Raw genomic sequence first — 23,930 nt, 5'->3', positions numbered from 1 at the left:
GCCTCCGGCGAAATACGCGGGAGGGAGCGATGGCCGGAACGGTGGCGGATGCGGGCAATGGGGAGCAGCAGGCCTCGCGCTACGCCTGGTACGTGCTCGGCATCCTGTTCGTCGTCTATGTGCTCAACTTCATCGACCGGCAGGTGATCTCGATCCTCGCCGAGGACATCAAGCACGACCTCCACCTCAAGGACGAGGACCTCGGGTTCCTGTACGGCACCGCTTTCGGCGTCTTCTACGCGCTGTTCGGCATTCCGCTGGGGCGGCTGGCGGACAACTGGCATCGGGTGCGGCTGATGACGGTGGGGCTGGCCTTGTGGTCGACGATGACCGCGCTGTCGGGCTTCTCGCGTACCGGCGGGCAATTGGCGCTGGCGCGGATCGGCGTCGGCGTGGGGGAGGCGACCGCGTCGCCGTCCGCCTATTCGCTGATCTCCGATTATTTCCCCAAGCGGCTGCGCGCGACGGCGCTGTCGATCTATTCGGCGGGATTGTACGTCGGTGGCGGCGTATCGTTGTTCATCGGCGGGGCGATCGTCCAGGGCTGGAACCGGGCGTGGCCGGGCGGCGGGCCGCTGGGGCTGGTCGGCTGGCAGGCGGCGTTCCTCGCGGTCGGGCTGCCGGGGCTGATCGTCGCCGTATGGATCGCGACGCTGCGCGAGCCGATCCGCGGGCTGGTCGAGGGGCTGCCCGAGCCGGAGCGGCATCCGGCGCCGTTCCGCGCCTTTTTCCAGGAGTTGCTGACGATCATCCCGCCGCTGACGCTGATCGGCGCGGCGCGCGGCGGCGGGCGGGCGTTGCTGGTCAATCTGGCCGGGCTGGCGGTGGTGATTGGCGCGGTGACGCTGCTGATCGCGCTGGGCGAACCCAAGCCGCAATGGCTGGCGGTGGGGACGGGGGTATATGCGGTCTTCTCATGGGGCTGCGCGCTGCGGCGGCGCGATCCGGCGACCTTCGCACTCATCATCGCGACGCCGGCGTTCCTGTGCACGGTGGTGGCTTACGGGCTGAACGCCTTCCTGAGCTATGCGGCGAATTTCTGGGCGGCGCCTTATGCGTTGCGCGCGCTCGGCGAAACGCCGGCGCGGGCGGGGCTGTTGCTCGGCAGCAGCGGGGCGCTCGCCGGGTTCCTGGGGCTGACGATCGGCGGGGTGGTCGCCGACCGGCTGCGGCGGGGCAATCCGGCGGGGCGGCTGATCGTGGTGATCGTCGGCGCGTGCGTGCCGGTGCCGTTCCTGGTCGCGGCGTTCACCGCGGGCAGCGTCTGGGTGTTCTATCCGTGCCTGTTCCTCGCCGGGATCACCGCCAGCGGCGCGCTGGGATCGGCGGCGGCGACGACGCAGGATCTGGTGCTGCCGCGGATGCGCGGCACCGCGACGGCGACCTTCTTCATCGGGACGACGCTGCTCGGGCTGGCGATGGGGCCGTATCTGGCGGGGCGGATCTCGACGCTGTCGGGAAGCCTGTCGGTGGGGATGCTGTCGCTGCTCGCGGTGGTGCCGGTGACGCTGGGGTGCGCGGTGGCGGCCTATCGGCTGGTGCCGGCGGCGGAAGCGTCGCGCGAGGCGCGGGCGCGGGCGGTGGGGGAGGTTATCTAGGGGGCAGATGCTCTGCCTTCCGTTCGTCATCCCGGCGCATGCCGGGACCCATGGACACGGCGCCATGAGCGTGAGTGCGTAACCACAGTCGAGCCGCCACCATGGGTCCCGGCGTGCGCCGGGATGACGACGTGAGACCATGCTCTGGCGATGCCGGAGTGGGGCACATTCCCCCACTCCGGTCTTCGTGAACCGCGCGGCTCAGGCGGCGCCGAAGACGCCGCAGGCGATGCGGCCGCCGCTGTTGCCGGAGGGGTCGGTCATCAGATCGTCGGGGCCGGCGTGGATGACGATCGCGGCGCCGTCGGTGTCGAGCAGGCCGGCCATCGTCGCGCCGGGGACGGTCACGCCGAGCGTGCCGCGGCCGTCGGTGCCGATGATCAGATTGGGCAGGTCGCCCTCGTGCGGGCCCTGCGGGTTCATGCTGCCGTGCTTCATCGTCGTCGGGTTCCAATGGCCGCCGGCGGTGGTGAAGTCGGGCGCGTCGCAGCGGCCGGTGGTATGGATGTGCGCGCCGTGCGTGCCGGCGGGGAGGCCCTTGACGTCGACGGTGTAGCGGATGCCGCCGGCGACCTCGGTCGCGGTGGCGCGGCCGGCGTCGAGGCCGGTGGCGGTGCGCAGCGAGGCGGTGGCGCGGGCGCCGCCGGCGGTGGGGCTGCCGACCGCGACCTCCTCCTTCTGGGTGCAGGCGGCCAGCGCCAGCGAGGACAGGCCGGCGAGGATGAGGATAGCGCGCATCAAAGGTCTCCCGAGGTTTCCTTACGAACCCGGCATGACCTGCGGCGGTTCCACGGGCGGCGCAAGGGGCCAGCGCATCACCGGCGCATAGCTGGCACCCTAGCCGCCGAGGTGGCTTCGTAGAGGATCAGATGCGGCATCGCGAAGGCGGGGCTGGCGAGGCCGGCATGGACCGCGAGCCAGCCGTCGATCTCCGGCGCGGCGCCGGCGCTGCGCGGCAGGCGGGCGAGCGTGACGTGCGGCAGATAGGCGCGCCGTTCGGGCGGCAGGCCGGCACGGACGCAGGCCTGTTCGACCTTGCGGGCGAGATGGTGGAGCGCATCGCCCGGCGCGAGTCCCGCCCAGAGCGTATCGGTGCGGCCCTTGTGCGCGAAGCGGCCGACGCCGGCGATCCGCACCTGCGGCACAGGCGCGTACAGGCCGGCGAGCGCGGCGGCGACATCCTCCGCCTGCGGCCGGTCGACGTCGCCGATGAAGCGCAGGGTACAGTGGAGCTGCGCGTCGTCCTGCCAGCGCGCGTGCGGCACGCCCCCCGTCGCGGCGAGCAGGGACTGGCGAATCGCGGGGGGCGGACGCAGGGCGACGAACAGGCGCATGGCGGGACGAACGTCTCTTTGTAAAGTTCTGTTGCTTTGGAACCGAGGCTTAGCCGGTTTCGCTTGAAATAGGACCACGGCAGGCCGATATTTCGGTCATCCGACATCTGGTCGGTAAAGGAGTTTTGGATACCATGGCTAACTGGTCTGACCCCCGGCCGAGCGCCGCGCCGTTCGGGGCTCCACGCGCCGAAGCGCGCAGCAGCGCCTATGACGCGGGTCTGCGCTCGTACATGCTGTCGGTCTACAATTACATGGGATCGGGCGTGCTGCTGACGGGCATCGTCGCGCTGCTGTTCGCCTGGGGCGGGGCGTCCTCGCCGGCCGCACAGGTGTTCATGGGTGGCGGCATTCTGCGCTACGTGCTGATGTTCGCGCCGCTCGGCGTCGTGTTCGCGATGAGCTTCGGGCAGGGCCGCATGCAGACCTCGACGCTGCAGATGCTGTTCTGGGCGTTCGCGGTGCTGATGGGCCTGTCGCTGTCGACCATCTTCCTGGTCTACAGCGGTACGTCGATCGCGGGTGCGTTCTTCTCGACCGCGGCGGGCTTCGCCGGTCTCAGCCTGTACGGCTATACGACCAAGAAGGACCTGTCGGCGTTCGGCACCTTCCTGATCATCGGCCTCGTCGGCCTGATCGTCGCCAGCCTGATCAACCTGTTCCTGCAGTCGAGCGTGATGAACCTCGTCATCAGCGCGGTCGGCGTGCTGCTGTTCGCCGGTCTCACCGCCTACGACACGCAGCGCACCAAGAGCCTGTACTTCCAGGTCGCGGGTTCGGACATGGTCGGCAAGGCCGTGATCATGTCGGCGCTGTCGCTGTATCTCGACTTCATCAACATGTTCCTGTTCGTCCTTCGTCTGTTCGGCGCACAGCGCAACTAAGACCGACGTTCGATCGTCATGTCGGGAGCCCGGTGGCCGATGCCGCCGGGCTCTTTCGTTTGTCCCGAAGGAATGGCCGATGCGGATCTCGATCGAAGTCGACCTGGATTATGCGATCATGGGGCCGCCGGCCGACGTGCTGCTGCAGATCGAGGCGGCGGCGATGCCCGATCAGCGGATCGTGTCCGAGGCGCTGACGGTGTGGAGCGACACGCCGGTGGTGGCGGTGCGCGGCGAAGAGGGGATCGGCCAACGCTGCTGGATCCGCGCCGAGTCCTGGCTGAAGGCTGAATATCGCGCAATCGTCGAGATCGACCGGCAGCCGGTCGATCTCGCCCGCCTGCCGGCGACGCCGGCGCGCGCGCTCGATGGGGCTCTGGTGCCCTATCTGCTGCCGAGCCGCTATTGCCAGTCCGACCGGCTGGAAGGCTTCGTGCGCCGAGAGTTCGGCGGCATGGGCGGCGGCGCGCTGGCGGTGGCGCTCTCCGACTGGGTAGCGGATGCGCTGGAATATCGTGCCAATACGAGCAGCGGCGAGACGACGGCGATCGACACCTTCGCCAGCCGGTCGGGCGTGTGCCGCGATTACGCGCATCTGCTCGTCGCGCTGGCGCGGGCGGGGGAGATCCCCGCGCGCTGCGTCGCGGCCTATGCGCCGGGCGTCGACCCGCCCGATTTCCACGCGGTCGCCGAATTGTGGCTGGATGGGGCGTGGCGGATGATCGATGCGACGCGGATGGCGCCGGCGGAGACGATAGCGCGGGTCTGCGTCGGCCGCGACGCGACCGACATCGCGTTCATGACGGTGTTCGGCATCGCCCAATTCGTCAACCAGCGCGTGCAGGTGACCGCGGCCTGATCGGTTGACCGGCAGGAACGGAAACGATCCGGCAATCGTTGCTGCTTGGTAAACTCAGGAGGGTGTCACATGACCGGAATCGACGAAAAGGCTTTGGACAGCCTGTCGGTCGCGCCGTCGGCCAGCAACCAGGAGCGTGACCCGCGCCAGGATGCCGGGCAGGACAAATCGATCAACAAGCGTCTCGAGAAGAACCCCGGCAGCGCGGATGCGCGGCTCGACGCCGGACTGGACGAATCGATGGACGCGAGCGATCCGCCCTCGCTGACGCAGCCGGGCCACGATCGCGACCCGGCGCCCTCGTCGGGCTATGACGAGGATGCGGAGCGCGACCGGCAGGGTTGAGCTTTCCGGTGGAATGGAGCGAACGGCGGTCCCGCGAGGGGCCGCCGTTTTGCTGTGCGGTGGCTTGCGGGCGCAGCGGCGTTTTTCTCGGACGACGGGTCGCCCGGGACTTGGTCCGGGGTGACGGAGTGGATGACGCAGCGATTCGAGACCTTTGCGAACGTCGGTGTGCTCCACTTTTGCATTGTACCCCGCGGAGGCCGGGGCCTAGTTGGGCGAAGGTTTGTGATGTTTTACAGCGGCTTTCCCAACTGGGCCCCGGCCTTCGCCGGGGTGCATCCGGTGTTTCGCAGAGGTCTCCGACGAGTCCGGAGTGACCGCTGGGGGTGGCAATCGGCGGGCTCGCAACCACCACGGGCACCTTTGCGACCAAATGCACTCCGCTCGTCGCAACGGATGTTGCGCTGCAACAGCTTTCGTGATGCTTTTGTTACGTCGGACGGTCCCGCGTTAAGGATGCTGTTAACCACCATGGCGCAGGATCGGCCCGACTTCTCTGGCGGGGTGGGTGACGATCATGGGTGCCAAGAACAGACCGGCCGAAGGCGCGATGACGCTGGCGGAAATGAAGGAATTCGCGGGCTTTCCGAGTTCGACGCAGCGGTACATCCGCCGCAGCCTCGATATCGGGCTGGACCGCGACGATGCGATGACGCGCTGGTCGCGCGACATCGTCGAGGCGGCGAGCATCCGCGCGCAGGCGCGGCTGTACCGTGCGCTGCCCGAATTGCGGCAATTGGTGCCCGATGATGCCGATCTCTCCGCGGTCGAGCCGTTCCTGGCGCCGCTGGTGACGCTGGTCGGGTTCGACCTGGGGCAGGGGCGGCTGACCAGCTTCTCGGCCTTCCGCTTCCTGTACGAGCGGCTGATCGGTGCGGCGTCGCGGCCGTGGTTGCCGAGCGCGTTCTGCGCGGCGGCGGCGCTGCCGCACCTGCACCCGGAAGTGCGGCGCAAGCTGCTCCAGTCGATCAGCGAGGCGGCGGCGACCGCATCGGGCTGGTCGAACCGGCAGCCGGTGTTCTTCCCGCACTGGGTGGAGAAGGTCGATACCGGGGCGGCCCTGCCGCATTGAACTAGGGCCGCCGCGCTACCGGCACGCGCGCCATCCCGCAGCGCGATCCGCCTGATCAAGGTGCAGGTGATCGCGGTGCGCGGCGTTGTAATCGGGTGACAGCGTCGTCGCGAACAGCGTGCATGCGCCGTCGCGGACCTCGTGCAGAAATGCCGCCGTCGCGCCCCCGCCGCGCCAGTCACCGACGACGGTGATGCGGCGGCCGTCGGCGAGGCGGAAGCCGGCGATGTCGACCGCGTCGGCGGTCGCGTGCTCGCTCCAGGTGCCGGCGTCGCGGCCGTAGATGCGGCGGCAGGCGTAGCTGCCGAAGTGGTCGATCGTCACGACGCGGCTGCCGAAATGGCGTTGCGCGGCGGGCTGGACGACATTCCACTCCCACATCGAAAGTGCGGCGGCGACCGGACAGGCGACGCCGAGACCGGCGGGGCGAAAGCCGATCGCCCGCGCGCCGCCCGCGGTCAGGCGGATGCCGTCGGCATAGCCGCAATCGCCCGCGCCGCGGCGTGGCGGCAACACGGTATAGCGGACGCCGGCGCGATCGAGCAGCGCGCGGCATCGCGGGAAATCGCGAGTGAGCGCGGTGAGCTTGCGGCCGGTGAATAGGCCGACCGGGGCGCCGAGATCGAGCGGCGTCCACGGCATGTCCTGCGGTCGCCCGCGTGCGATCGCCCATAGCAGCAGCGCCGCCGCGCCGATCGCAAGCAGCGCCGCGATCCAGCCGATCGCGCGGCGCAACGCGCGCATCAGCCGCGCTGCGCCCGGGTCATCGCCTCGCCGGTGACGGGATAGCCGAGGTCGTCGGGGATGCAGAGGTACGGCACGCCGTCGCGCGTCTCGACGAACGGCGTGATGGTGCGGATCGGATAGGCGCGCGCCTGCGCGACCGCGGCGTCGTGATCGGCGAACAGCGCGAGCCGTTCGAGGGTGCGGCGGGTGGGGTAGATGATCGTCGCGCGCCCGGCATCCGCCTCGGCGAGCAGCGCGGCGGCGCCGGTCCAGACGAGGCGGACGTTCTCGGTCGCGTCGACGGTCGCCGCCGCGCCCTCCGGTGCGCGGGCGAGGAAGAAGAGCGTATCGAAGATGCGCGTCGTTCGATGATCGGGCAGCCAGCGTGCGAACGGCACCAACGCGTCGAGATCGAGCGTCAACCCGGTGTCGGCGAGGATCGCGGCGAACGCCTCGCCGCCGTGCAGCCGCGCGCGGATCGCGGCGAGCGTCGCGGCCGAGGGGGCGGGGTGGAGGCCGATGGCGAGGCCGGCCTCCTCGATCGTCTCGCGGATCGCGGCGATGCGGGCGGCGCCGTCGTCGCTCGTGCCGATCGTCGCGGCGAGCGCGTGGTCGCCGGGATCGATCCGGCCGCCGGGGAAGACCATCGCGCCGCCGGCGAAGACCATCGCCTTCGCCCGCTCGACCATCAGCAGGTCCGGCGGACCATCACGAAGGTCACGAAAGACGACGAGCGTCGCGGCGGGGATCGGTGCACTGGCCATAGACCGGTGTAACGCGGCAAGGCGCCGTTGGTAGCGCGGGCGATGTCAGGGGAGGGGCCGGCGATGGTTCGGGGAATGGCGGGGTGGTGGTGGAGCTGAGGGGAATCGAACCCCTGACCTCTGCAGTGCGATTGCAGCGCTCTCCCATCTGAGCTACAGCCCCGCACCCCGGCTCGGGCTTGCCCGAGAGCGACGCCATTAGCCGCCCCTCGTCGGCGATGCAACAGGCCCGATCGACCGATCCGAAAATTCCCCTGCGACGGACCGATCGCTGCGTGCGACGCAAAATCGTTGCGTCGCCGTAACTTCAGGAACGAAGCGCCGGCCTGATCTTTATCTGGATCAGGAGCACGGTCGCGCAGCAACGACGTGACCGGCACCCGCAGGAGCTATCCTACAAGGAGACGATCATGGTCTACGAACGCAATCCCCGCAGCAACGCACCGGGTGACACGTACGGACGCGACGACGGCCAGGGCTATGGCCGCGATTACGGATCGGGCCGCGACTACAGCTATTCGAGCGCTCGCGAATATCAGGCCGCCGGCCGGATCGACGGCGACCGCCAAGGCTATGGCGCGCGCGACTACGGCAACCAGCGCTACGATCGCTATGACGCGAACCGCGACCAGACCCGCGGGCGCGACGATTACGGCACGGCGCGCGGCGGCTATGATCGCTACGCCAACGACGGCCGCGACAGCCATGGCCGCTACGACCAGGACCGTCAGTCGGCCAATCGCTATGGCGAGCGCAGCCGCTATGGTGCGGACGCCGGCCGCGATTCCGGCGAGCGCGAATATCACGGCAGCTACGGTTCGGGCGGGCACCGGTTCGAGGATTTCGGTCCGTATCGGCATGCCGACGACGACGATTACCGCAACCGCGCGCGCGGCGGCCGGGATCATGAGCAGGGCCGGCAGGGCTATGGTCGCCAGCCGCAGGGCTATGACTACGAGGATCGCGGCTTCTTCGCCCGCGCGGGTGACGAAGTCCGCTCGTGGTTCGGCGACGAGGAAGCCGAGCGCCGTCGCGACTTCGATTCGCGGCTGGACGAGCGCGCCTATAACGATCGCGACACCGACTATCACAGCTGGCGCCGCGGTCAGATCCAGTCGCTCGACCGCGACTATGACGAATATCGCCGCGAACATCGCTCGAAGTTCGAGAATGAGTTCAGCTCGTGGCGCACCAACCGCCAGTCGCAGCGCGATCTGCTCAACAAGGTCGAGGAACATGCGGACGTCGTCGGGTCCGACGGCGAGCATGTCGGCACCGTCGACAAGGTACGCGGCGATCGCATCCTGCTGACCAAGAACGACGCCGATGCCGGCGGCCGCCACCATTCGATCCCGTCGAGCTGGCTGCAGTCGGTCGACGACAAGGTGACGCTGAGCAAGACCGCGGCGGACGCCAAGAAGGCGTGGCGCGACGAGGAGCGCAACCAGGCGCTGTTCGGCGACGATAACGACGGCACGCGCCGCGAGCCTTATGCGAACGGCCGTTCGGCCGCGACGCAGACGCAGGCGGACGGCACGCGATCGGCCTCGTCGGCGAGTGCCAGCACCAGCAGCACCGGCACCGGCACGACCGGCACCGACGGCGACAAGACGCTGAACCGGAGCTTCTCGGGCACCTATTGAGCCCGATCGAAGACCCACGCGAAGGCCCGGGCATGTCCCGGGCCTTTTGCGTTGCGATATGCAACGGGTCGGCCCAGACTGGTCGCCCGGATTTGAGGAGAATGACACGATGGCACGAGCGTGGAGCCTGACATCGCGGCCGCAGGGCCTGCCGACCAGCGACAATTTCGCGCTGATCGATCTTGATCGCCGCGACCTCGGCGATGGCGAGGTGCGGATCGCCAACAGCTGGCTGTCGGTCGATCCGTACATGCGCGGGCGGATGAACGACGTCAAGAGCTACACGCCGCCGTTCGAGATCGGCAAGCCGATGGACGGCGGCGCGATCGGCACCGTGGTCGAGAGCCGCTCGGACCGGTTCAAGGAGGGCGATACCGTCCAACATTTCGCCGGCTGGCGCGACGAGGCGGTGCTGCCCGCCGATCAGGTCCAGCCCTTGCCCGAACTCGACGTCGATCCGCAGGCCTATCTCGGCCAACTCGGCATGCCGGGGATGACCGCCTATTTCGGGTTGCTCGAGGTCGCCGGCGCGAAGGAGGGCGACACCGTATTCGTCTCCGCTGCGGCGGGTGCGGTCGGGTCGACCGTGGTGCAGATCGCCAAGGCGAAGGGCTGCCGGGTGATCGGCTCGGCGGGCGGCGCGGAGAAATGCGCCTGGGTGGAGTCGCTCGGCGCCGATGCGGTGATCGATTACAAGAGCGGCACGCCGGTGGTGAAGGCGCTCGGCGAGGTGGCGCGCAACGGCATCGACGTCTATTTCGACAATGTCGGCGGCGAGCATCTCGACGCGGCGCTGGCGCACGCCAATCTGCACGCGCGGTTCGCGGTGTGCGGGATGATCGACGTCTACAACAGCAGCAAGCCGACCGAATTGCGCTATCTGGCGCGGCTGATCGGCAACCGCATCCGGATACAGGGCTTCATCGTCAGCGACTTCAAGGATCGCTCCGCGGACTTCTATCGCGACATGGGCGGCTGGCTGAAGGACGGCAAGCTCAAGCGCAACGAGACGGTGTTCGAGGGGCTGGAGCGGATGCCGGAGGCGTTCCTGGGCCTGTTCTCCGGGGGCAATATGGGGAAGATGCTGGTCAAGCTCTGACCCGCTAGATCCATTACCCCCGGATCCGCGTCCACGGCTGCGGCTGGCGGACGTCGAGCCGGCACAGGTGGCGCAGCCTGTGTCGGCGGGCATAGGCCATCGCCCGTGCGTCGTAATCGGCGGCGCGCGGGCTGGCGAAATTCCAGTCGGGCGGGTTGAACGTCGAAAAACCATTGATCGTCGGCACCCGCCAAAGCTCGGCGAGCAGCATCGCATCGACGTTATGGGGGTAGAGCGCGTCGAGTTCGGCGTTGATATAGACCGGCTCGGTCACCCGGCTCGCCACGACGTAGAAGGCGCCGCAGCCGGTGGGCGGCGAGGGAATCGGCCAAAGCGCGGCGCGTTGCCCGCTGCGGCCGATCTGCGCGGGGGTTTCGGCGCTGAGGTTCTCGGAGACTAACAGTATTACGAGTGTCGCCGCCAGCCATGGCCGCGATCGCGCCAGCAGCGTTGCCCGCTCCCGCCATGCCGCGACTGCGATCAGCAGGAACGGCAGCGTCAGCCACAATTGGTAGCGCGATACCGTGCGAAGTCCCTTGGCACCCGGCACGAGTTCGAAGACCAGCCCCCAGGGCGAGGCGACCCAGAATTGCAACGTCAACAGCCACGCGACGATCATCGCCAATGTGAAGGCGCGCAATTCGACGGGTGCAGGTCGATCCGCCGTGACGCGCCGTCGCACGATGATCCGCCAGGCCGCGATCACCAGCAGCGCGCAGAATAGCAGCGGAAACCCCGCCTCATGCTCGCCGCCGAGGACACGGCCGGGCAACGCGGGATCGTCGGGCAGGACGGCATGAACCAGCGCCAGCAGGGGGCGGAAGATCCAGCCCCACAGATAATTGCCCGCGCCGACGTTGAGCATGTCGATCACCGGCGTGACGAGATAGCCGAGCATCTCAAAATAGGGCTCGCCGCCTGTTTCGTGGACCTTGGGCAGATACACCGCAAGGAACGGCACGGCGAAGACGGCGAACGCACCGCCGCCGCAGGCGATCGTCACCGCATGGCGGCGAATGACGTGGAGGCGCCAGTCGCCGCTGAGCACGATCCAGCAGGCCACGAACAGACAGCCGGAGAAAATCGTGAACCACGCCATGTAGTAAGAGGTGAGGAGCCACGCCGCCATCAGCGCGGCAAGGACGATCGCCAGCAGGCGGGCGCGGCCATGGCGACCATCGCGCTCGGCACGGACGGCGCCAATCGCCAGCATCATCGCGAGCGGTTGCAGCGCGACGCTTTGCAATTGTGCGTGGACGGCTTGCAGCGTGATGTTGCTCGCCACCGACCAGAGCAGCGCGACAAGCAGGGCGGCGGCACGGCCCCAGCCGAGCGTATGCGCCACGAGTCGATAGGCGGCGACGAAACCGATCGTCTTGAAGGTGAGGATGTTGAGCGTGTCGGCGTGGAAGGGGTCGGCGAACAGTCTCCAGACGGAATAGACGATCCCGTAGAGCAGATAGCCGTCGTTGTAACCGAGGGTGCCGGCGTGGGGGTAGAAGTAGAAGGTCGTATCCCACGCCGCGACGCCGCGCAGGACGTTGTGCCAATGTTCGAGGATCGCGATCTCGATGATCGCATCGCCGCGTTCGCCGAAGCCGAGATCGAAGCCGCTGAGGATTGGTACACGGAAGAACAGCGCCATTGCGACGCAATAAACGAGTGCCGCTACGCCTCCGTGGCGAAGGATACGGGGGAGGGCGGTGGACATGGCACCGTGCCTAAAGCGAGGGCGAAGTCATGTCCACAATGGTCAGCGGGCTAGCGCGGCGGTGAATTCACTGGAGGCCGTGCCGTCCGCCATCCCCGAACCGGCGGGGATGGCGGATGGCGACGGATCACGCGCCGAAGGTGCGCTGCCACCAGCCGCGACGCGGGGTTTCGCCGTTTTCGTCTGTCGTAGCGTCGGCCTCGGCGTCGGCGTCGGCGGCTTCGGGAGCCTCCTCGGCCGGCGCGGGGGTCGGTTCGGCCTGGGCGGGCGCCTCGATCGTCTCGGCCGGGGCGGCGTCGGTCGCCGCGGGCTTGCGGGTGCGGCGGCGCTTGGGCTTTTCCTCGGCGGCGGGCGCTTCGGCGGGCACTTCGGGTGCCGCCGCTTCGGTCACCGCGTCGGCGTCGACCTTTTTCTTGCGGGTCCGCTTCGGCTTGGCGGCCGGTTCGGCGGCGACCGGTTCGGGCACGGCGACCGGCGCGATGACCTCGGCCACCGGCTCGACGACGGCGTCGGTCGCAGGCGCAGCGGCGCCGCGGGCGCGGGGACGGCGGCGGGTCTTCGGCGCCTCGACCGGTGCCGCGTCCTCGACCGTCGCCGGTTCGGGGGCGTTGAGGCCGGTGATCACCGGGCCGGCATCACCCGCCTCGACGAGCGGTTCGAGATCGGCCGGGGGCAGGTCGTCGTCCGACGCCGTGGCATCGGCCTCGGCGGCCGGCGCCGTGTCGGCACCATTGTCCTGACGGCGGCCACCACGGCGACCCCGACGGCCACGGCGACGACGGCCCTCGCCCTCGGGACGATCGCCGGCATCCGTGCCGGTCGTCTCGGCCTCGTCGGCGACACCGTCCGTATCGGCATCGGCATCGATGTCGGTCTCGGTCTCGGTTCCGACGCCATCCTCGACCTCGGTGTAGGTGCCGGCCTCGTCCTGCGACGCCTCGCCATTCTCGTCCTTGCGACCGCGACGACCGCGACGGCGACGACGGCGGCCACGACCGCGGCCTTCGCCCTCGTCGTCGCTGCCCGCTTCGCGCTGCTCGGGACGGCGCCCGCCCTCGCGACGCGGCTCTTCCTCCGCCTCGACGATCTCCTCGTCTTCCTCTTCCTCCTCGATCTCCTCGGGGGCGTCGTCGTAATCCTCTTCGACGAGCGCCTCGATCTTGGGGGCGTAAGCGGGCGGCGGGCCGGAGGCCTCGACCGACATGCGTGCGCCCTCTTCTTCGCGATCGGGGATGATCTCGACCTGGACGCCGTAGCGATCCTCGATCTCGGCGATGTCGGCGCGCTTGCGGTTGAGGACGTAAATCGTCGCTTCCTGGCTGGCGCGCAGCGTCAGCAGCGAGCCGCGGCCGCGGGCGGCCTCTTCCTCGATCAGGCGCAGCGCCGACAGACCCGCCGACGAGGCGGTGCGGACGAGGCCGGTGCCCTCGCAATGCGGGCAGGCGCGGGTGGAGGCTTCGAGCACGCCGGTGCGCAGCCGCTGGCGGCTCATCTCCATCAGCCCGAAGGAGGAGATGCGGCCGACCTGGATGCGGGCGCGATCGTCCTTGAGCGCTTCCTTCATCGCCTTCTCGACCTTCCGGACATTGGAATTGTTGTCCATGTCGATGAAGTCGATGACGACGAGGCCGGCCATGTCGCGCAGGCGGAGCTGACGCGCGATCTCCTGCGCCGCTTCCAGATTGGTCGCGGTCGCGGTCTGCTCGATATTGTGCTCGCGGGTCGAGCGGCCGGAGTTGATGTCGATCGACACCAGGGCTTCGGTCGGATTGATGACGAGATAGCCGCCCGACTTCAGCTGGACGACCGGATGGTACATCGCGGCGAGCTGGTCCTCGACATGCGCGCGCTGGAACAGCGGCACGGCGTCGGCATATTGCCGGACGCGGCGTGCGTGGCTGGGCATCAGCAGCTTCATGAAGTCCTTCGCCTGGCGGAAGCCGTCCTCGCCCTCGACGATGACCTCGTCGATATCCTTGTTGTAGATATCGCGGATCGCGCGCTTGATGAGGTCGCTGTCGCCATAGACGAGCGCCGGCGCGGCCGAGCCCAGCGTCGCCTCGCGGATGCCGTCCCACAGCCGCGCGAGATAATCGAAGTCGCGCTTGATCTCGACCTTGGTGCGCTGAAGACCCGCGGTGCGGACGATGCAGCCCATCGACGGCGGCAATTGCATGTCGGCCATGATCGACTTCAAGCGCTTGCGGTCCGACGCGTTGCTGATCTTGCGGCTGATGCCGCCGCCATGCGACGTGTTGGGCATCAGCACGCAATAGCGGCCGGCGAGGCTGAGATAGGTGGTCAGCGCCGCACCCTTGTTGCCGCGCTCTTCCTTGACGACCTGGACCAGCAGCACCTGACGGCGGCGGATCACGTCCTGGATCTTGTAGCGGCGGCGGAGGTTCATGCGACGCTGACGCAGCGCCTCGACCTCTTCGTCATTGGCACTGCGCGGCTTCTTCGACGTGCCCTCCGCCGCGCCTTCGCCCTCGTCATGCTCGCCATCGTCGTGATGGTCGGCGTCGTCGAAATCGTCGTGGTCGTCGTCGCCGTGCTCGTCGCCCTCGTGATCGTCGTCGTCGCCGTCATGTTCGGCGCGCAGCGCGGCTTCCTCGGCGGCATGCTCCGCCTCTTCGCGCAGCAGCGCGTCGCGATCCTCCTTGGGGATCTGATAATAATCCGGGTGGATTTCGCTGAACGCGAGGAAGCCGTGGCGATTGCCGCCGTAATCGACGAACGCCGCCTGCAGCGACGGTTCGACGCGGGTCACCTTGGCGAGGTAGATATTGCCCTTGAGCTGCTTGCGCTCGGCGCTTTCGAAATCGAATTCCTCGATCCGGTTATTCTTGACGACGGCAACCCGGGTCTCTTCCCGGTGGCGTGCGTCGATCAGCATACGCGTGGTCATTGAATGGTCTCCGCGCGCGTGGCGCTCCTGCAACTTGGCCGCAGGGCGCGCATGCGCGTTGATAGATGGCGCCGGGCGGACCGGCGCGGGATGGTGAGAATGCGTCTGCTCGCCGCGCACGTCGGGGGGCACGGCCCTCCCACACGTCCGACACGCCGCCGGCCGAGGCCGGGCGGTGTCGAACGTTGGATAAGTGCGTCATGCGAGCGTCAACCTGGTTAAAGCCGCGCCAGGACGGCGCGGGGACCGATGCGTCGCTTGCACGAATGAAGCGCGACGCACGGGTGCAGTCCGTTGGTAGCATTGCGCTTCTCGTATCGCAACTGGCACGAATCTGCCGGACGGACGGCAAATTCATGCCGAATCGTGCATTAACCGTGCCGCGCAACCGGGCGTTGGCGCTTGCCTGTCATGACGCTCGTTCAGGCGCCGGCCAGACGCCGGCGCCCAAGGAACCTGTCATGGCTTTTCGCTGGACCGGCGCCCCCGCGGCGCGGCAAGGTCGCCCGATGTTCGCGATCGTTGCCCTGATCCTCGGCTGGTGCGCGAGCGCGCCGGCCCATGCCGCGACGGCGATCCGCAGCGTCGTGGTCGACGGCGGCCGCATCGTCGTGCGGTTCGACGGGCCGGTGATCGACGCGACGGGCATGGTGCTGCGCGGCAGCCGCCAGATCGCGGTCGACGTTGCGCAGGCGATCCCCGGTGCGGAGGTGGTCACCGGCGGGCTGGTGCGCAGCATCAGGCAGGTGCGGCAGGGCGACGGCACGCGGTTGCTGCTCGATCTCGCACGGCCGGCGGTGATCGCCGACGGCGGCTTCGATGCGGACGGCAATCTGGCGCTGTCGATCGCGCCGGCGACCGCCGCCCGCTTCGCCGCGGCGGGCGCGGCCGCGCCGTTGCGCTTCTTCGCGATCGATCTGGGCCAATGGGCACCGCGGCCGAAATACAAGCTGTCGATCCCCGTGCCGCCGCCGGCGCGCGCCGTCGCGCTGCCGCGGGTGCGCGGCGACGACAGCCGGCCGTTGGTGGTGATCGATGCCGGCCATGGCGGCGTCGATCCGGGGGCGATCAACGCGGTCACCGGGCTGCGCGAGAAGGACGTGACGTTGCGCATCGCGCGTTCGATCCGTGACGCGCTGCTGGCGAGCGGGCGGGTGCGGGTGGCGCTGACCCGCGACGACGACCGCTATCTGGTGCTGCGCGAGCGCTACGGCATCGCGCGGCGGCTGAAGGCGAGCCTGTTCATCTCGGTGCATTGCGATAGCGTCGGCAGCGGCGATGCGAGCGGCGCGTCGGTCTATACCTTGTCCGAAGTCGCGTCGGACAAGGAAGCGGCGCGGCTGGCGATGCGCGAGAACAAGGCGGACGTGATCGCCGGCGTCAATCTCGGCGATGCGGGCGCGGACGTCTCGTCGATCCTGATCGATCTCGCGCAGCGCGAGACGATGAACAGTTCGGCGAGCTTCGCGCGGCTGCTCGGGCGCGAGGCCAAGCCGCGCATCCCGACCAAGCCGGTGTTCCACCGGATGGCGTCGCTGATGGTGCTGAAGGCGCCGGACATGCCGTCGATCCTGTTCGAGACGGGCTATATCTCCAATCCGGTCGATGCGGCGTTCCTCGACAGCCCGGCGGGCCGCGAACGGATCGCGGACAGCGTGACCAGGGCGGTCGAGGTGCATTTCGCCCGGCAATTGGCGGGGCGCTGATTTCCTCCAGTCGGGGGAGGGCGATCCCGGATGAACGTCCGAGTGATTCGGACGACGTTCCAACTCCGATCCGTCACCCCGGCCCTGCGCCGGGGTGCCGCTTCTTCAAACGGCAGGAAGAAGCGGGATGCCGGATCGAGTCCGGCATGACGGGGTATATGAATGCCGTCTAAGCTCGCAATCGGTCCTATGCGATAGCGCTGGCAAGGGAGAGGAGCCCGTCAGATCGCGCCCGAGAACGTGTCGCATTGGGCGGGGTCGCCGGTCTGGATGCCGCGTTGCAGCCAGTGCATGCGCTGCGCCGAGGTGCCGTGCGTGAAGCTGTCGGGGACGACGCGGCCGGTCGATTCCTTCTGGAGCGTGTCGTCGCCGATCGCCTGCGCGGCGGTCAGCCCCTCTTCGAGATCGCCCGGTTCCATGCGGCTGCGGTTCTGCGCGGCCCAGACGCCGGCATAGCAATCCGCCTGGAGTTCGAGGCGGACCGAAGCGGCATTGCCTTCGGTCTCGCTGCCGCCGCGCTGGACGTTCTGCACCTTGTCGGACGTGCCGAGCAGATTCTGGATGTGATGGCCGAATTCGTGCGCGATCACGTAATCCTGCGCGAAATCGCCCTTGGCGCCGAAGCGGTTGGCGAGTTCGTCGAAGAAGCTGGTGTCGAGATAGATGCGCTGGTCGGTCGGGCAGTAGAACGGCCCCATCGCCGATTGCGCGGCGCCGCAGCCCGACTGGCCGTTCTGCGAGAAGAAGCGCAGCCCGGGCGCGGTAAAGCGCTGGCCGCTCTGCGCGAACAGCGCGGTCCAGGTCTTCTGCGCCGAGCTGAATGCGTCGCAGGCCGCTTTCTTGGCGGGATCCGCGGTGCAGACCGCGGTCGCCGAACCGCCTTCGGATGGCGCGCTGCGCGTCACCTGCGTGCCGCTGCCGCCACCACCGCCGACGAGGCCGCCGAGATTGCCGAGCCCGCCGAAGACCGCCATCAGCAGCAGCACGACGACGATGCCGCCGCAGCCGAAGCGGCTGCCGATCAGCGGCAACAGGCCGAACAACAGGCCGCCGCCGCCACCGCCGCCACCGAAACCGCCGCCGCGGTTCCCCTGGTCGCCGACGTCAATATTGGGATCGAAATCGTCGAGGCGCATGCAAGGCTCCGTTTAGCTTGCGTTACGAATGCCCGAACACCGCCCCCGGTTGCAACAGCGCGCGCATCGACGCAGACGGGAGCCGTAGCAGGAGAGCACGTCCCATGTTCCTCAAGGGCAAGACCGCGATCGTCACCGGGTCCACGTCGGGCATCGGCCTGGCCTATGCGCGGGCGTTCGCGGCGGAAGGCGCGGCAGTGGTCATCAACGGCTTCGGCGAGTCCGATGCGATCGAGACGGTCCGCGCCGGGCTCGCCGCGACGAGCGGCGCGGCGGCGCTGTACGATGCCGCCGACATGACGAGGCCCGACGAGATCGCCGCGCTGGTCGAGCGGGCGGTGGGCGAGACGGGGCGCGTCGATATCCTCGTCAACAATGCCGGCGTCCAGCATGTCGCGCCGATCGAATCGTTTCCGCCCGAACGGATGGAGGCGATCCTGGCGATCAACCTGACCAGCGCCTGGCATGCGATGCGCGCCGCCGTCCCGCACATGAAGGCGCAGGGCTGGGGGCGGATCATCTCGACCGCCTCGGCGCACAGCCTCGTCGCGAGCCCCAACAAATCCGCCTATGTCATGGCCAAGCACGGGCTGGTCGGGCTGACCAAGACGATCGCGCTGGAGACGGCGCAGCATGGCGTGACGGTCAATTGCATCTCGCCGGGCTATGTCTGGACGCCGCTGGTCGAGGCGCAGATCCCCGACACGATGACGGCGCGCGGGATGACGCGCGAGCAGGTGATGAACGACGTGCTGCTCGCCGCGCAGCCGACCAAGGAATTCGTGACGCCCGAGCAGGTGGCGGCGCTGGCGCTGTTCCTGTGCCGCGACGAGGCGAAGGCGATCACCGGCGCCAATCTGTCGGTCGACGGCGGCTGGACCGCGGCATGAGGGTGGGGCGCTTTCTGGCGGTGACGCTCGCCGGCGCGATGCTCGCCACCGCCGCGGTGCGCGCGCAGGACACGGGCGACAGCGACTGGCGCAAGGTCGCGACGCGGCAGGATCGCGAACGCCTGCGCGGCTGGCGCGATGCCTGGGTGCAGGCGCTGACCAAGGTGCGCGCGACGCCCGAGGGACGCGAGCGGCTCGCCGCCGACGCGGACCTGTTCGATCCCGACCGCGTGATCGAGGGGGCGGCGCTGCTGCCCGGCGTCTATCGTTGCCGGGTGCATCGGCTCGGCGGGATCGGCCCGGGCGCGCGGCCGCTGCTGAGCGGCGGCTGGACGGGCTGCCGGGTGAGCGAGACGGGGATCGTCCGCCATTTCGTCACCGACGGCGACCAGCGGGCGAGCGGCAATCTGTTCGACAGCACCGATTCGCGCACCATCTTCCTCGGCACGCTGGCGCTCGGCGACGAGGACCGGCCGATGCGCTACGGCCGCGACCGGCAGCGCGACATGGCGGGGCTGGTCGAACGGATCGGCACCGCGCGCTGGCGGCTGGTGCTGCCGTTCCCGGGCTTCCATTCGACGCTCGACGTGATGGAGATCGTGCGGGGGTAGGCGGGAGGATCAGACTCCCAAGGCCCGTTGGCCGGAGCCTGTCGAAGGGCGGGTGAGTCTCACCGTGCTTCGACAGGCTCGGCACGAACGGGGAGGGCGGTCAGTGTGCCGGTAGCGGCTGGATCATCGCGACCGGCGCCGGCGCCGACGCCACGCTTACCGGCGCCGCCGTCAACGGCGGCAGCGAGGCGAGATAGGCCTTGCCGTGCATGTGGATGACGGCGACGCGGTCGGGATTGGCCGCCGCGACCGCCTGCAGATAGGAGCGCGGCTTCTTCATCAGTTTGGGATGATCGAGACCGGTCAGGCCGGCGATGCGGGCGGCTTCCTTGACGAAGTGGATGCAGTTGCGATCGCTCAGATTGTAGCGTCCGTCGCCGGTCTTATCGTCCCAGGCGGCGATTAGGGTCAGGACCTGCGCATATTGGGCGTCGGTCAGCACCACCGAAAATTGGGCGTCGCTGGTGCCGATATAGAAGGGCCGGGAGATATCGAGCCGCCCGGCGACGCTGCCCATCAGCAACGCGGGCGAGACCGATTTGGCGGTGAAGCCGTAATTGACGTCGACCGGTGGCCCGCCGCCATCCTGGACACCGCGCAGCGTGAAGAAGGCGTGCGGGAAGCTGTTGCCCAGCTCATGGCTCCAGAAGGTGATCGTCACCGCCGCCCACGCCGGGACAGATCCGAAGAGCGTGCCGAACAGCAGCAGCGTAGCGAGGAGCGGGCGGAGCAGGGACCGATGCATGTTCTTCATGTTAGACGGAATATTAGCCGGCGGACATTACGATTATCCTACCTGATGCAAGTCGATGACAGGGGCCGCGGGCGCGCCTAAGACGTGGCCGTGACGTCGCTCCGCCGCCTGCTGCTGGATCATCGCACGCTCGCTTTGTGGCTGGCGGCGCTGGCGCTCGCGGTGCGGCTGCTGGTGCCGGCGGGGTTCATGGTCGGCAGCGTCGACGGCCGGCCGGTGCTGCAATTGTGCAGCGGCTACGGTCCGGTCGCACCGATGGCGATGGCGATGGCGCACGGCGGCCATCACGGTTCGGGTGACCATCGCGAATCCGATCACCCCGCCACCGACATGCCCTGTCCCTATGCCGGGCTGGCGCAGGCGGCGACGGCGCCGGTCGACCCGGTGTTGCTGGTGCTGGCGATCGCCTTTGCCATGGCGCTCGGCGTGCGCGCGACGCGCTGGCCGGCGTTGCGCGACCGTGCCCATCTGCGGCCACCGATGCGCGGACCGCCGCGCCTCTCCTGATCCATCCACAACGACACTGACGGTGCGGCCCGGGAGAGGGCACGCGCCAGGATCGGGAATTGCCTGCAATGATCATTCTACGAACCGCTACGGCGGCGGGCGTCGCGCTCGCCCTCGTCCCCGCGCTCGCGACCCCGGCAAGGGCGCAGAGCCACGATCACGACGCCGACCGGAACGACACCGGTTTCTCGATCGGCGACATCGTCGTCACCGCGCGCGACATGGCGCGATCGACCAGCAACATCATCACCTCGATCGACCGCCTCGGCGGCGACGTCGCGCAGCGGCAGAGCGTCGACAATACGTGGGAGCTGTTCGCGCGGTTGCCCGGCGTCTCGCTGACCGACTTCAACCAGGGGACGACCTCTGGCCGGTTCTCGATCCGCGGCTTCAACGGCGAGGGCGAGATCAACGCGGTCAAATTGCTGATCGATGGCGTGCCGAGCAACGCAAACGACGGCAGCATGCCGTTCATCGACGCGGTGATGCCGCTCGACATCGCGCAGGTCGAGCTGGTCCGCGGCACCGCCGATCCGCGTTACGGCCTGCATGCGATCGCCGGCAGCGCCGATATCGCGACGCGGATCGGCGGCGATTATCTCGACGCGCGTGGCCTCGGCGGCGCGTTCGGCACCGCGGAGGGGCAGCTTTCCGCGGGGGTCGAGACGGGCAGGTTCAGCCAGAATTACTTCGTCGGCTATCGCCACAGCGACGGGTTTCGCGACCATGCCGGGCTCGACCGGGTGAGCCTTGCGGGCAAATGGTTCTACGATTGGGGTGCGGTGCGGCTCGGCGGGATCGCGCGCTACGCGCAGGTCGAAGCGCAGGAGCCGGGCTATCTCACCGACGCCGACGCTTATGGCGACCGGCGCCGCTCCTATCCGGTTTCGGCGAGCGACGGCGGGCGGCGGCAGATGAGCCAATATAGCCTGCACCTCGATGCCGATCTGACCGATACGCTGGCGTTGAGCGCCAAGGGCTATGCCAACGGGTTGCACGACGACCGGTTCGTGCGGTTCTCGGCGACGGTGGCGCAGCAGCGGCGGCTGGCACGCGAGGACCAATATGGCGCGCTCGCGACGCTCCATTACCACCCCAAGGTGGCGTTCCTGCACCGGCTGATGCTCGAAGCGGGCGGCGACGTGCAGGTGCAGGACAATCAGAGCCTGCGCTGGCTGACCGCGAGCCGCATCATCACCAGCCAGACGCGCGATCAGGCGTTCGGGCTGACCGTCGCGGGCGGCTATGCGCAGGCGGTGATCGAGCCGGTCGCGTGGCTGAGCATCACGCCGGGCTGGCGGTTCGACACCGTCTCCGGAACGCTGCGCAACCGGATGAACGGGCAGCGGTATCCGATCAACGATTACGGCACGATCAGCCAGCCCAAGCTGAGCGTCGCGATCACGCCGCTCGCCGGCGTCACCGCTTACGGCAATTACGGGCGGACGTTCCAGATCGGCGTGGGTGCCGGCGCCTATAAGGTGCCGCCGCGTACCACCGACCTCGCGCCGTCGATCAACGAGGGCTGGGAGGCGGGCGTCAAGCTGGCGCGCGGGCGCTGGCTGGAGGCGCGCGTTGCGCTGTGGCAGCAGACCGCGAGCGGCGAGATCAAGCGACGGCTCAACGATCCCTCCGGCGACAGCGACAATCTCGGCGCGACGCGGCGGCGCGGGCTCGACGTGCAGGTCAGCGTCACGCCGGTGAAGGGGGCCAATCTGTGGGGCGCCTATTCGTACCAGCGGGCGCGGATCGTCACCCCCGATCCGGCGACGCCGTCGCAGGCGGGCAATTGGATCGACCATGTGCCGCAGAATCTGTTCTCCGGCGGCGTCGACGTCGTGCCGGCGGCGCGGTGGCGGGTGTCGCTGTGGGGCAATGGCCAGTCGAGCTACGAACTGACGCCGGCCAACACCTTGCCGCGCTACGGCGCCTATCTGGTGGTCACCGGCGAGGTGGCGTGGCGGGTGCTGCCGCAGCTCGAAGTCGCCGCGCAACTCAAGAACATCGGCAACCGGCGTTACGAATATGTCTGGTACGACGGAACGCAGGTGCTGCATTCGCCGGCGGACAGCCGCGCGCTTTATGGCAGCGTGCGGCTGACGCTGTGAGGGCGCGGGTCGTCGTCCGGCGCATCCATTTGTGGCTGGGGCTGACCGTCGGGGCGCTGTTCGCGCTGACCGGGCTGACCGGGAGCGTGCTGGTCTTCTACACCGCGATCGACGGCGCGCTGCATCCGGGACTGGCGCGCGTCGCGGCGGGCGGGCGGCCCGCGTCGTGGCAGGCGGTCTATGACGCGCTGCGCCGTGCGGAGCCGGAGCGGACGGGCGCGTGGCGGATCGAGGTGACGCCCGACGGCGGGCCGATCCCGGTGCGCTATTACCAGCCCGTCGAGACGCGGGGGCGGGCGTTCGCGCCGATGATGCTGTGGCTCGATCCGGTAAGCCTTCACGTCGTACGACGCGGCTATTGGGGCGATTACTGGACGACGTGGATCTACGATCTCCATTACCGGCTGCTGCTGGAGGCGCCGGGGGCGATCGTGATGGGGATCGCGGGGATCGTCATGCTGGCGATGCTGGTCAGCGGCTTGTGGGCGTGGTGGCCGCGGCCGGGCGGCTGGCGACGCTCGCTGGCGTGGAAGCGCCGCGCCGTGCGGTCGCGGCGCCTGTACGACTGGCATAAATGGGCGGGGATCGGCGGGGCCTTGGTGCTGATCGTCGTGACGGTGACGGGGGCGATGCTCGATCTGCCCGATCAGGTGCGTCCCGTGGTGGCGCGGACCTCGCCGTTGTTCGTGCCGCCCAAGCTGGTCGGCGTGCCGCGGGCGGGGGGCTTCCTGCCGCTCGACGATCTGGTGCGGCGGGCGGAGCGGGTGCTGCCGGGCGGCGCGCTGGCGTGGATCGAGACGCCGGCGGGTGCGCGCGGCGTGGTGCGCGTCAATCTTGCGCTGCCCGGCGAGCCGAGCCGGCGCTTTCCGCGCAGCAACGTGTGGCTCGATCCCTATGACGGGCGGGTGCTGGCGGTGCGCGACGCGCGGCGGGACAGCGGGGGCGACGTGCTGCTGACGTGGCTGCATCCGTTGCACGACGGGGAGGCGTTCGGATTGGTCGGGCGGTGGCTGGCGTTCGCGTCGGGGCTGTTGCCGGCCGTGCTGTTCGTCACCGGGGTCTGGCGGTGGCGGGTGCGGGCGCGTTCCGCTGCCGCGTAGAGAGGAGTTCACGCGAAGGCGCGAAGGCGCGAAGCGCAGAAGGACTTTGTTCGCGCGGAGGCGCGGAGATGTAACGTAATTCCTCCCCCGCCAGGGGGAGGTGGCATGCCGCAGGCATGACGGAGGGGGAGGTAAGCGACACGTCTGTTCCGTGTCCTCCCCCTCCGTCACGGCT

At 69.0% G+C, this 23,930-nt stretch carries 21 protein-coding genes and 1 tRNA gene; 13 read left to right on the top strand and 9 right to left on the bottom strand.

Features of this window, described 5'->3' with window-relative positions; translation table 11 throughout:
* The first annotated feature begins 29 nt into the window (after positions 1-29).
* A complete protein-coding gene (locus tag ACLBWH_RS08650; protein WP_447798239.1) occupies positions 30-1,598 on the top strand; it encodes a spinster family MFS transporter in 1,569 nt (522 codons plus the stop codon).
* Between the two features lie 201 nt (positions 1,599-1,799).
* Here the strand turns inward: ACLBWH_RS08650 and ACLBWH_RS08645 are convergent, their stop codons facing one another.
* Together ACLBWH_RS08645 and thpR are read right to left on the bottom strand one after the other, a co-directional pair.
* Positions 1,800-2,336: a superoxide dismutase family protein gene (locus tag ACLBWH_RS08645; RefSeq protein ID WP_322847467.1), complete on the bottom strand. Its 537-nt coding sequence runs from the start codon at positions 2,334-2,336 to the stop codon at positions 1,800-1,802.
* 77 nt (positions 2,337-2,413) lie between these two features.
* Entirely contained in the window at positions 2,414-2,932 is a 519-nt protein-coding gene (gene thpR / locus ACLBWH_RS08640; RefSeq protein WP_447798236.1) for an RNA 2',3'-cyclic phosphodiesterase, read from the bottom strand.
* 134 nt (positions 2,933-3,066) lie between these two features.
* Between thpR and ACLBWH_RS08635 the strand changes: the two genes are divergently transcribed.
* From ACLBWH_RS08635 to ACLBWH_RS08620, 4 genes are all read left to right on the top strand, one after another.
* Positions 3,067-3,816, top strand: a complete 750-nt coding sequence (locus ACLBWH_RS08635) for a Bax inhibitor-1/YccA family protein (RefSeq protein WP_322847469.1) — start codon at positions 3,067-3,069, stop codon at positions 3,814-3,816.
* A gap of 79 nt (positions 3,817-3,895) precedes the next feature.
* Positions 3,896-4,675, top strand: a complete 780-nt coding sequence (locus ACLBWH_RS08630; protein ID WP_447798235.1) for a transglutaminase-like domain-containing protein — start codon at positions 3,896-3,898, stop codon at positions 4,673-4,675.
* Between the two features lie 69 nt (positions 4,676-4,744).
* The gene (locus ACLBWH_RS08625; RefSeq protein ID WP_322847471.1) at positions 4,745-5,020 is read left to right on the top strand and encodes a hypothetical protein; all 276 of its coding nucleotides are present in this window, start codon (positions 4,745-4,747) and stop codon (positions 5,018-5,020) included.
* 517 nt (positions 5,021-5,537) lie between these two features.
* Entirely contained in the window at positions 5,538-6,092 is a 555-nt protein-coding gene (locus tag ACLBWH_RS08620; protein WP_322848038.1) for a hypothetical protein, read from the top strand.
* A gap of 15 nt (positions 6,093-6,107) precedes the next feature.
* Here the strand turns inward: ACLBWH_RS08620 and ACLBWH_RS08615 are convergent, their stop codons facing one another.
* From ACLBWH_RS08615 to ACLBWH_RS08605, 3 genes are all read right to left on the bottom strand, one after another.
* Positions 6,108-6,836, bottom strand: coding sequence for an extensin-like domain-containing protein (locus tag ACLBWH_RS08615; protein WP_447798233.1), 729 nt, complete (start codon positions 6,834-6,836; stop codon positions 6,108-6,110).
* Positions 6,836-7,582: an NUDIX hydrolase gene (locus tag ACLBWH_RS08610; RefSeq protein WP_447798232.1), complete on the bottom strand. Its 747-nt coding sequence runs from the start codon at positions 7,580-7,582 to the stop codon at positions 6,836-6,838. Before ACLBWH_RS08610 ends, ACLBWH_RS08615 begins: the two co-directional genes overlap by 1 nt.
* Positions 7,583-7,669: 87 nt before the next feature.
* A tRNA-Ala gene (locus tag ACLBWH_RS08605) sits at positions 7,670-7,745 on the bottom strand.
* A gap of 247 nt (positions 7,746-7,992) precedes the next feature.
* Here ACLBWH_RS08605 and ACLBWH_RS08600 point away from each other — a divergent pair.
* Together ACLBWH_RS08600 and ACLBWH_RS08595 are read left to right on the top strand one after the other, a co-directional pair.
* Positions 7,993-9,225, top strand: a complete 1,233-nt coding sequence (locus ACLBWH_RS08600) for a DUF2171 domain-containing protein (RefSeq protein ID WP_447798231.1) — start codon at positions 7,993-7,995, stop codon at positions 9,223-9,225.
* A gap of 109 nt (positions 9,226-9,334) precedes the next feature.
* Positions 9,335-10,324: an NADP-dependent oxidoreductase gene (locus ACLBWH_RS08595; RefSeq protein WP_447798229.1), complete on the top strand. Its 990-nt coding sequence runs from the start codon at positions 9,335-9,337 to the stop codon at positions 10,322-10,324.
* A 13-nt stretch (positions 10,325-10,337) separates the two neighbouring features.
* On the opposite strand, the gene ACLBWH_RS08590 is transcribed toward ACLBWH_RS08595, so the two are convergent.
* Positions 10,338-11,969: a hypothetical protein gene (locus tag ACLBWH_RS08590; RefSeq protein WP_447798227.1), complete on the bottom strand. Its 1,632-nt coding sequence runs from the start codon at positions 11,967-11,969 to the stop codon at positions 10,338-10,340.
* A gap of 193 nt (positions 11,970-12,162) precedes the next feature.
* Positions 12,163-14,931 (bottom strand): Rne/Rng family ribonuclease, encoded by a 2,769-nt coding sequence (locus ACLBWH_RS08585; protein WP_447798802.1) that lies wholly within the window; start codon positions 14,929-14,931, stop codon positions 12,163-12,165.
* A gap of 473 nt (positions 14,932-15,404) precedes the next feature.
* Here ACLBWH_RS08585 and ACLBWH_RS08580 point away from each other — a divergent pair, with 473 nt between their 5' ends.
* A complete protein-coding gene (locus tag ACLBWH_RS08580; protein ID WP_322847477.1) occupies positions 15,405-16,649 on the top strand; it encodes an N-acetylmuramoyl-L-alanine amidase family protein in 1,245 nt (414 codons plus the stop codon).
* Positions 16,650-16,870: 221 nt separating this feature from the next.
* Here ACLBWH_RS08580 and ypfJ read toward each other — a convergent pair whose 3' ends face one another.
* Positions 16,871-17,785 (bottom strand): KPN_02809 family neutral zinc metallopeptidase, encoded by a 915-nt coding sequence (gene ypfJ, locus ACLBWH_RS08575; protein WP_322847478.1) that lies wholly within the window; start codon positions 17,783-17,785, stop codon positions 16,871-16,873.
* 104 nt (positions 17,786-17,889) lie between these two features.
* On the opposite strand from ypfJ, the gene ACLBWH_RS08570 reads away from it, so the two are divergent.
* Complete coding sequence (locus ACLBWH_RS08570; RefSeq protein ID WP_447798225.1) at positions 17,890-18,675, top strand: 3-hydroxybutyrate dehydrogenase; 786 nt, start codon at positions 17,890-17,892, stop codon at positions 18,673-18,675.
* Positions 18,672-19,286, top strand: coding sequence for a DUF4893 domain-containing protein (locus ACLBWH_RS08565; RefSeq protein ID WP_447798224.1), 615 nt, complete (start codon positions 18,672-18,674; stop codon positions 19,284-19,286). Before ACLBWH_RS08570 ends, ACLBWH_RS08565 begins: the two co-directional genes overlap by 4 nt.
* 100 nt (positions 19,287-19,386) lie before the next feature.
* Here ACLBWH_RS08565 and ACLBWH_RS08560 read toward each other — a convergent pair whose 3' ends face one another.
* The gene (locus tag ACLBWH_RS08560) at positions 19,387-20,031 is read right to left on the bottom strand and encodes a hypothetical protein (protein ID WP_447798222.1); all 645 of its coding nucleotides are present in this window, start codon (positions 20,029-20,031) and stop codon (positions 19,387-19,389) included.
* Between the two features lie 99 nt (positions 20,032-20,130).
* On the opposite strand from ACLBWH_RS08560, the gene ACLBWH_RS08555 reads away from it, so the two are divergent.
* The 3 genes from ACLBWH_RS08555 (at position 20,131) to ACLBWH_RS08545 (ending at position 23,755) form a co-directional block, all read left to right on the top strand.
* Complete coding sequence (locus ACLBWH_RS08555) at positions 20,131-20,547, top strand: DUF2946 family protein (RefSeq protein WP_447798221.1); 417 nt, start codon at positions 20,131-20,133, stop codon at positions 20,545-20,547.
* A 68-nt stretch (positions 20,548-20,615) separates the two neighbouring features.
* Positions 20,616-22,655 carry a TonB-dependent receptor gene (locus ACLBWH_RS08550; RefSeq protein WP_447798219.1) on the top strand — a complete coding sequence of 680 codons (2,040 nt, stop codon included), beginning with the start codon at positions 20,616-20,618 and terminating at the stop codon, positions 22,653-22,655.
* On the top strand, positions 22,652-23,755 hold the full coding sequence (locus tag ACLBWH_RS08545) for a PepSY-associated TM helix domain-containing protein (RefSeq protein WP_447798217.1): 1,104 nt from the start codon (positions 22,652-22,654) through the stop codon (positions 23,753-23,755). Before ACLBWH_RS08550 ends, ACLBWH_RS08545 begins: the two co-directional genes overlap by 4 nt.
* Positions 23,756-23,930: the final 175 nt, after the last annotated feature.

It is taken from the genome of Sphingomonas sp. M6A6_1c (assembly GCF_053345135.1).
This window is presented reverse-complemented; position numbering and strand designations above follow the sequence as displayed.

What these genes read in the sequence shown, in the direction of transcription:
- ACLBWH_RS08600 (WP_447798231.1), top strand. Translation starts at nt 7,993, where the DNA reads ATGGTCTACGAACGCAATCCCCGCAGCAACGCACCGGGTGACACGTAC.
- ACLBWH_RS08645 (WP_322847467.1), bottom strand. Translation starts at nt 2,336, where the DNA reads ATGCGCGCTATCCTCATCCTCGCCGGCCTGTCCTCGCTGGCGCTGGCC.
- ACLBWH_RS08595 (WP_447798229.1), top strand. Translation starts at nt 9,335, where the DNA reads ATGGCACGAGCGTGGAGCCTGACATCGCGGCCGCAGGGCCTGCCGACC.
- ACLBWH_RS08625 (WP_322847471.1), top strand. Translation starts at nt 4,745, where the DNA reads ATGACCGGAATCGACGAAAAGGCTTTGGACAGCCTGTCGGTCGCGCCG.
- ACLBWH_RS08590 (WP_447798227.1), bottom strand. Translation starts at nt 11,969, where the DNA reads ATGGCGCTGTTCTTCCGTGTACCAATCCTCAGCGGCTTCGATCTCGGC.
- ACLBWH_RS08610 (WP_447798232.1), bottom strand. Translation starts at nt 7,582, where the DNA reads ATGGCCAGTGCACCGATCCCCGCCGCGACGCTCGTCGTCTTTCGTGAC.
- ACLBWH_RS08550 (WP_447798219.1), top strand. Translation starts at nt 20,616, where the DNA reads ATGATCATTCTACGAACCGCTACGGCGGCGGGCGTCGCGCTCGCCCTC.
- ACLBWH_RS08650 (WP_447798239.1), top strand. Translation starts at nt 30, where the DNA reads ATGGCCGGAACGGTGGCGGATGCGGGCAATGGGGAGCAGCAGGCCTCG.
- ACLBWH_RS08630 (WP_447798235.1), top strand. Translation starts at nt 3,896, where the DNA reads ATGCGGATCTCGATCGAAGTCGACCTGGATTATGCGATCATGGGGCCG.
- ACLBWH_RS08635 (WP_322847469.1), top strand. Translation starts at nt 3,067, where the DNA reads ATGGCTAACTGGTCTGACCCCCGGCCGAGCGCCGCGCCGTTCGGGGCT.
- ypfJ (WP_322847478.1), bottom strand. Translation starts at nt 17,785, where the DNA reads ATGCGCCTCGACGATTTCGATCCCAATATTGACGTCGGCGACCAGGGG.
- ACLBWH_RS08580 (WP_322847477.1), top strand. Translation starts at nt 15,405, where the DNA reads ATGGCTTTTCGCTGGACCGGCGCCCCCGCGGCGCGGCAAGGTCGCCCG.
- ACLBWH_RS08615 (WP_447798233.1), bottom strand. Translation starts at nt 6,836, where the DNA reads ATGCGCGCGTTGCGCCGCGCGATCGGCTGGATCGCGGCGCTGCTTGCG.
- ACLBWH_RS08560 (WP_447798222.1), bottom strand. Translation starts at nt 20,031, where the DNA reads ATGCATCGGTCCCTGCTCCGCCCGCTCCTCGCTACGCTGCTGCTGTTC.
- ACLBWH_RS08570 (WP_447798225.1), top strand. Translation starts at nt 17,890, where the DNA reads ATGTTCCTCAAGGGCAAGACCGCGATCGTCACCGGGTCCACGTCGGGC.
- thpR (WP_447798236.1), bottom strand. Translation starts at nt 2,932, where the DNA reads ATGCGCCTGTTCGTCGCCCTGCGTCCGCCCCCCGCGATTCGCCAGTCC.
- ACLBWH_RS08585 (WP_447798802.1), bottom strand. Translation starts at nt 14,931, where the DNA reads ATGCTGATCGACGCACGCCACCGGGAAGAGACCCGGGTTGCCGTCGTC.
- ACLBWH_RS08620 (WP_322848038.1), top strand. Translation starts at nt 5,538, where the DNA reads ATGGGTGCCAAGAACAGACCGGCCGAAGGCGCGATGACGCTGGCGGAA.
- ACLBWH_RS08565 (WP_447798224.1), top strand. Translation starts at nt 18,672, where the DNA reads ATGAGGGTGGGGCGCTTTCTGGCGGTGACGCTCGCCGGCGCGATGCTC.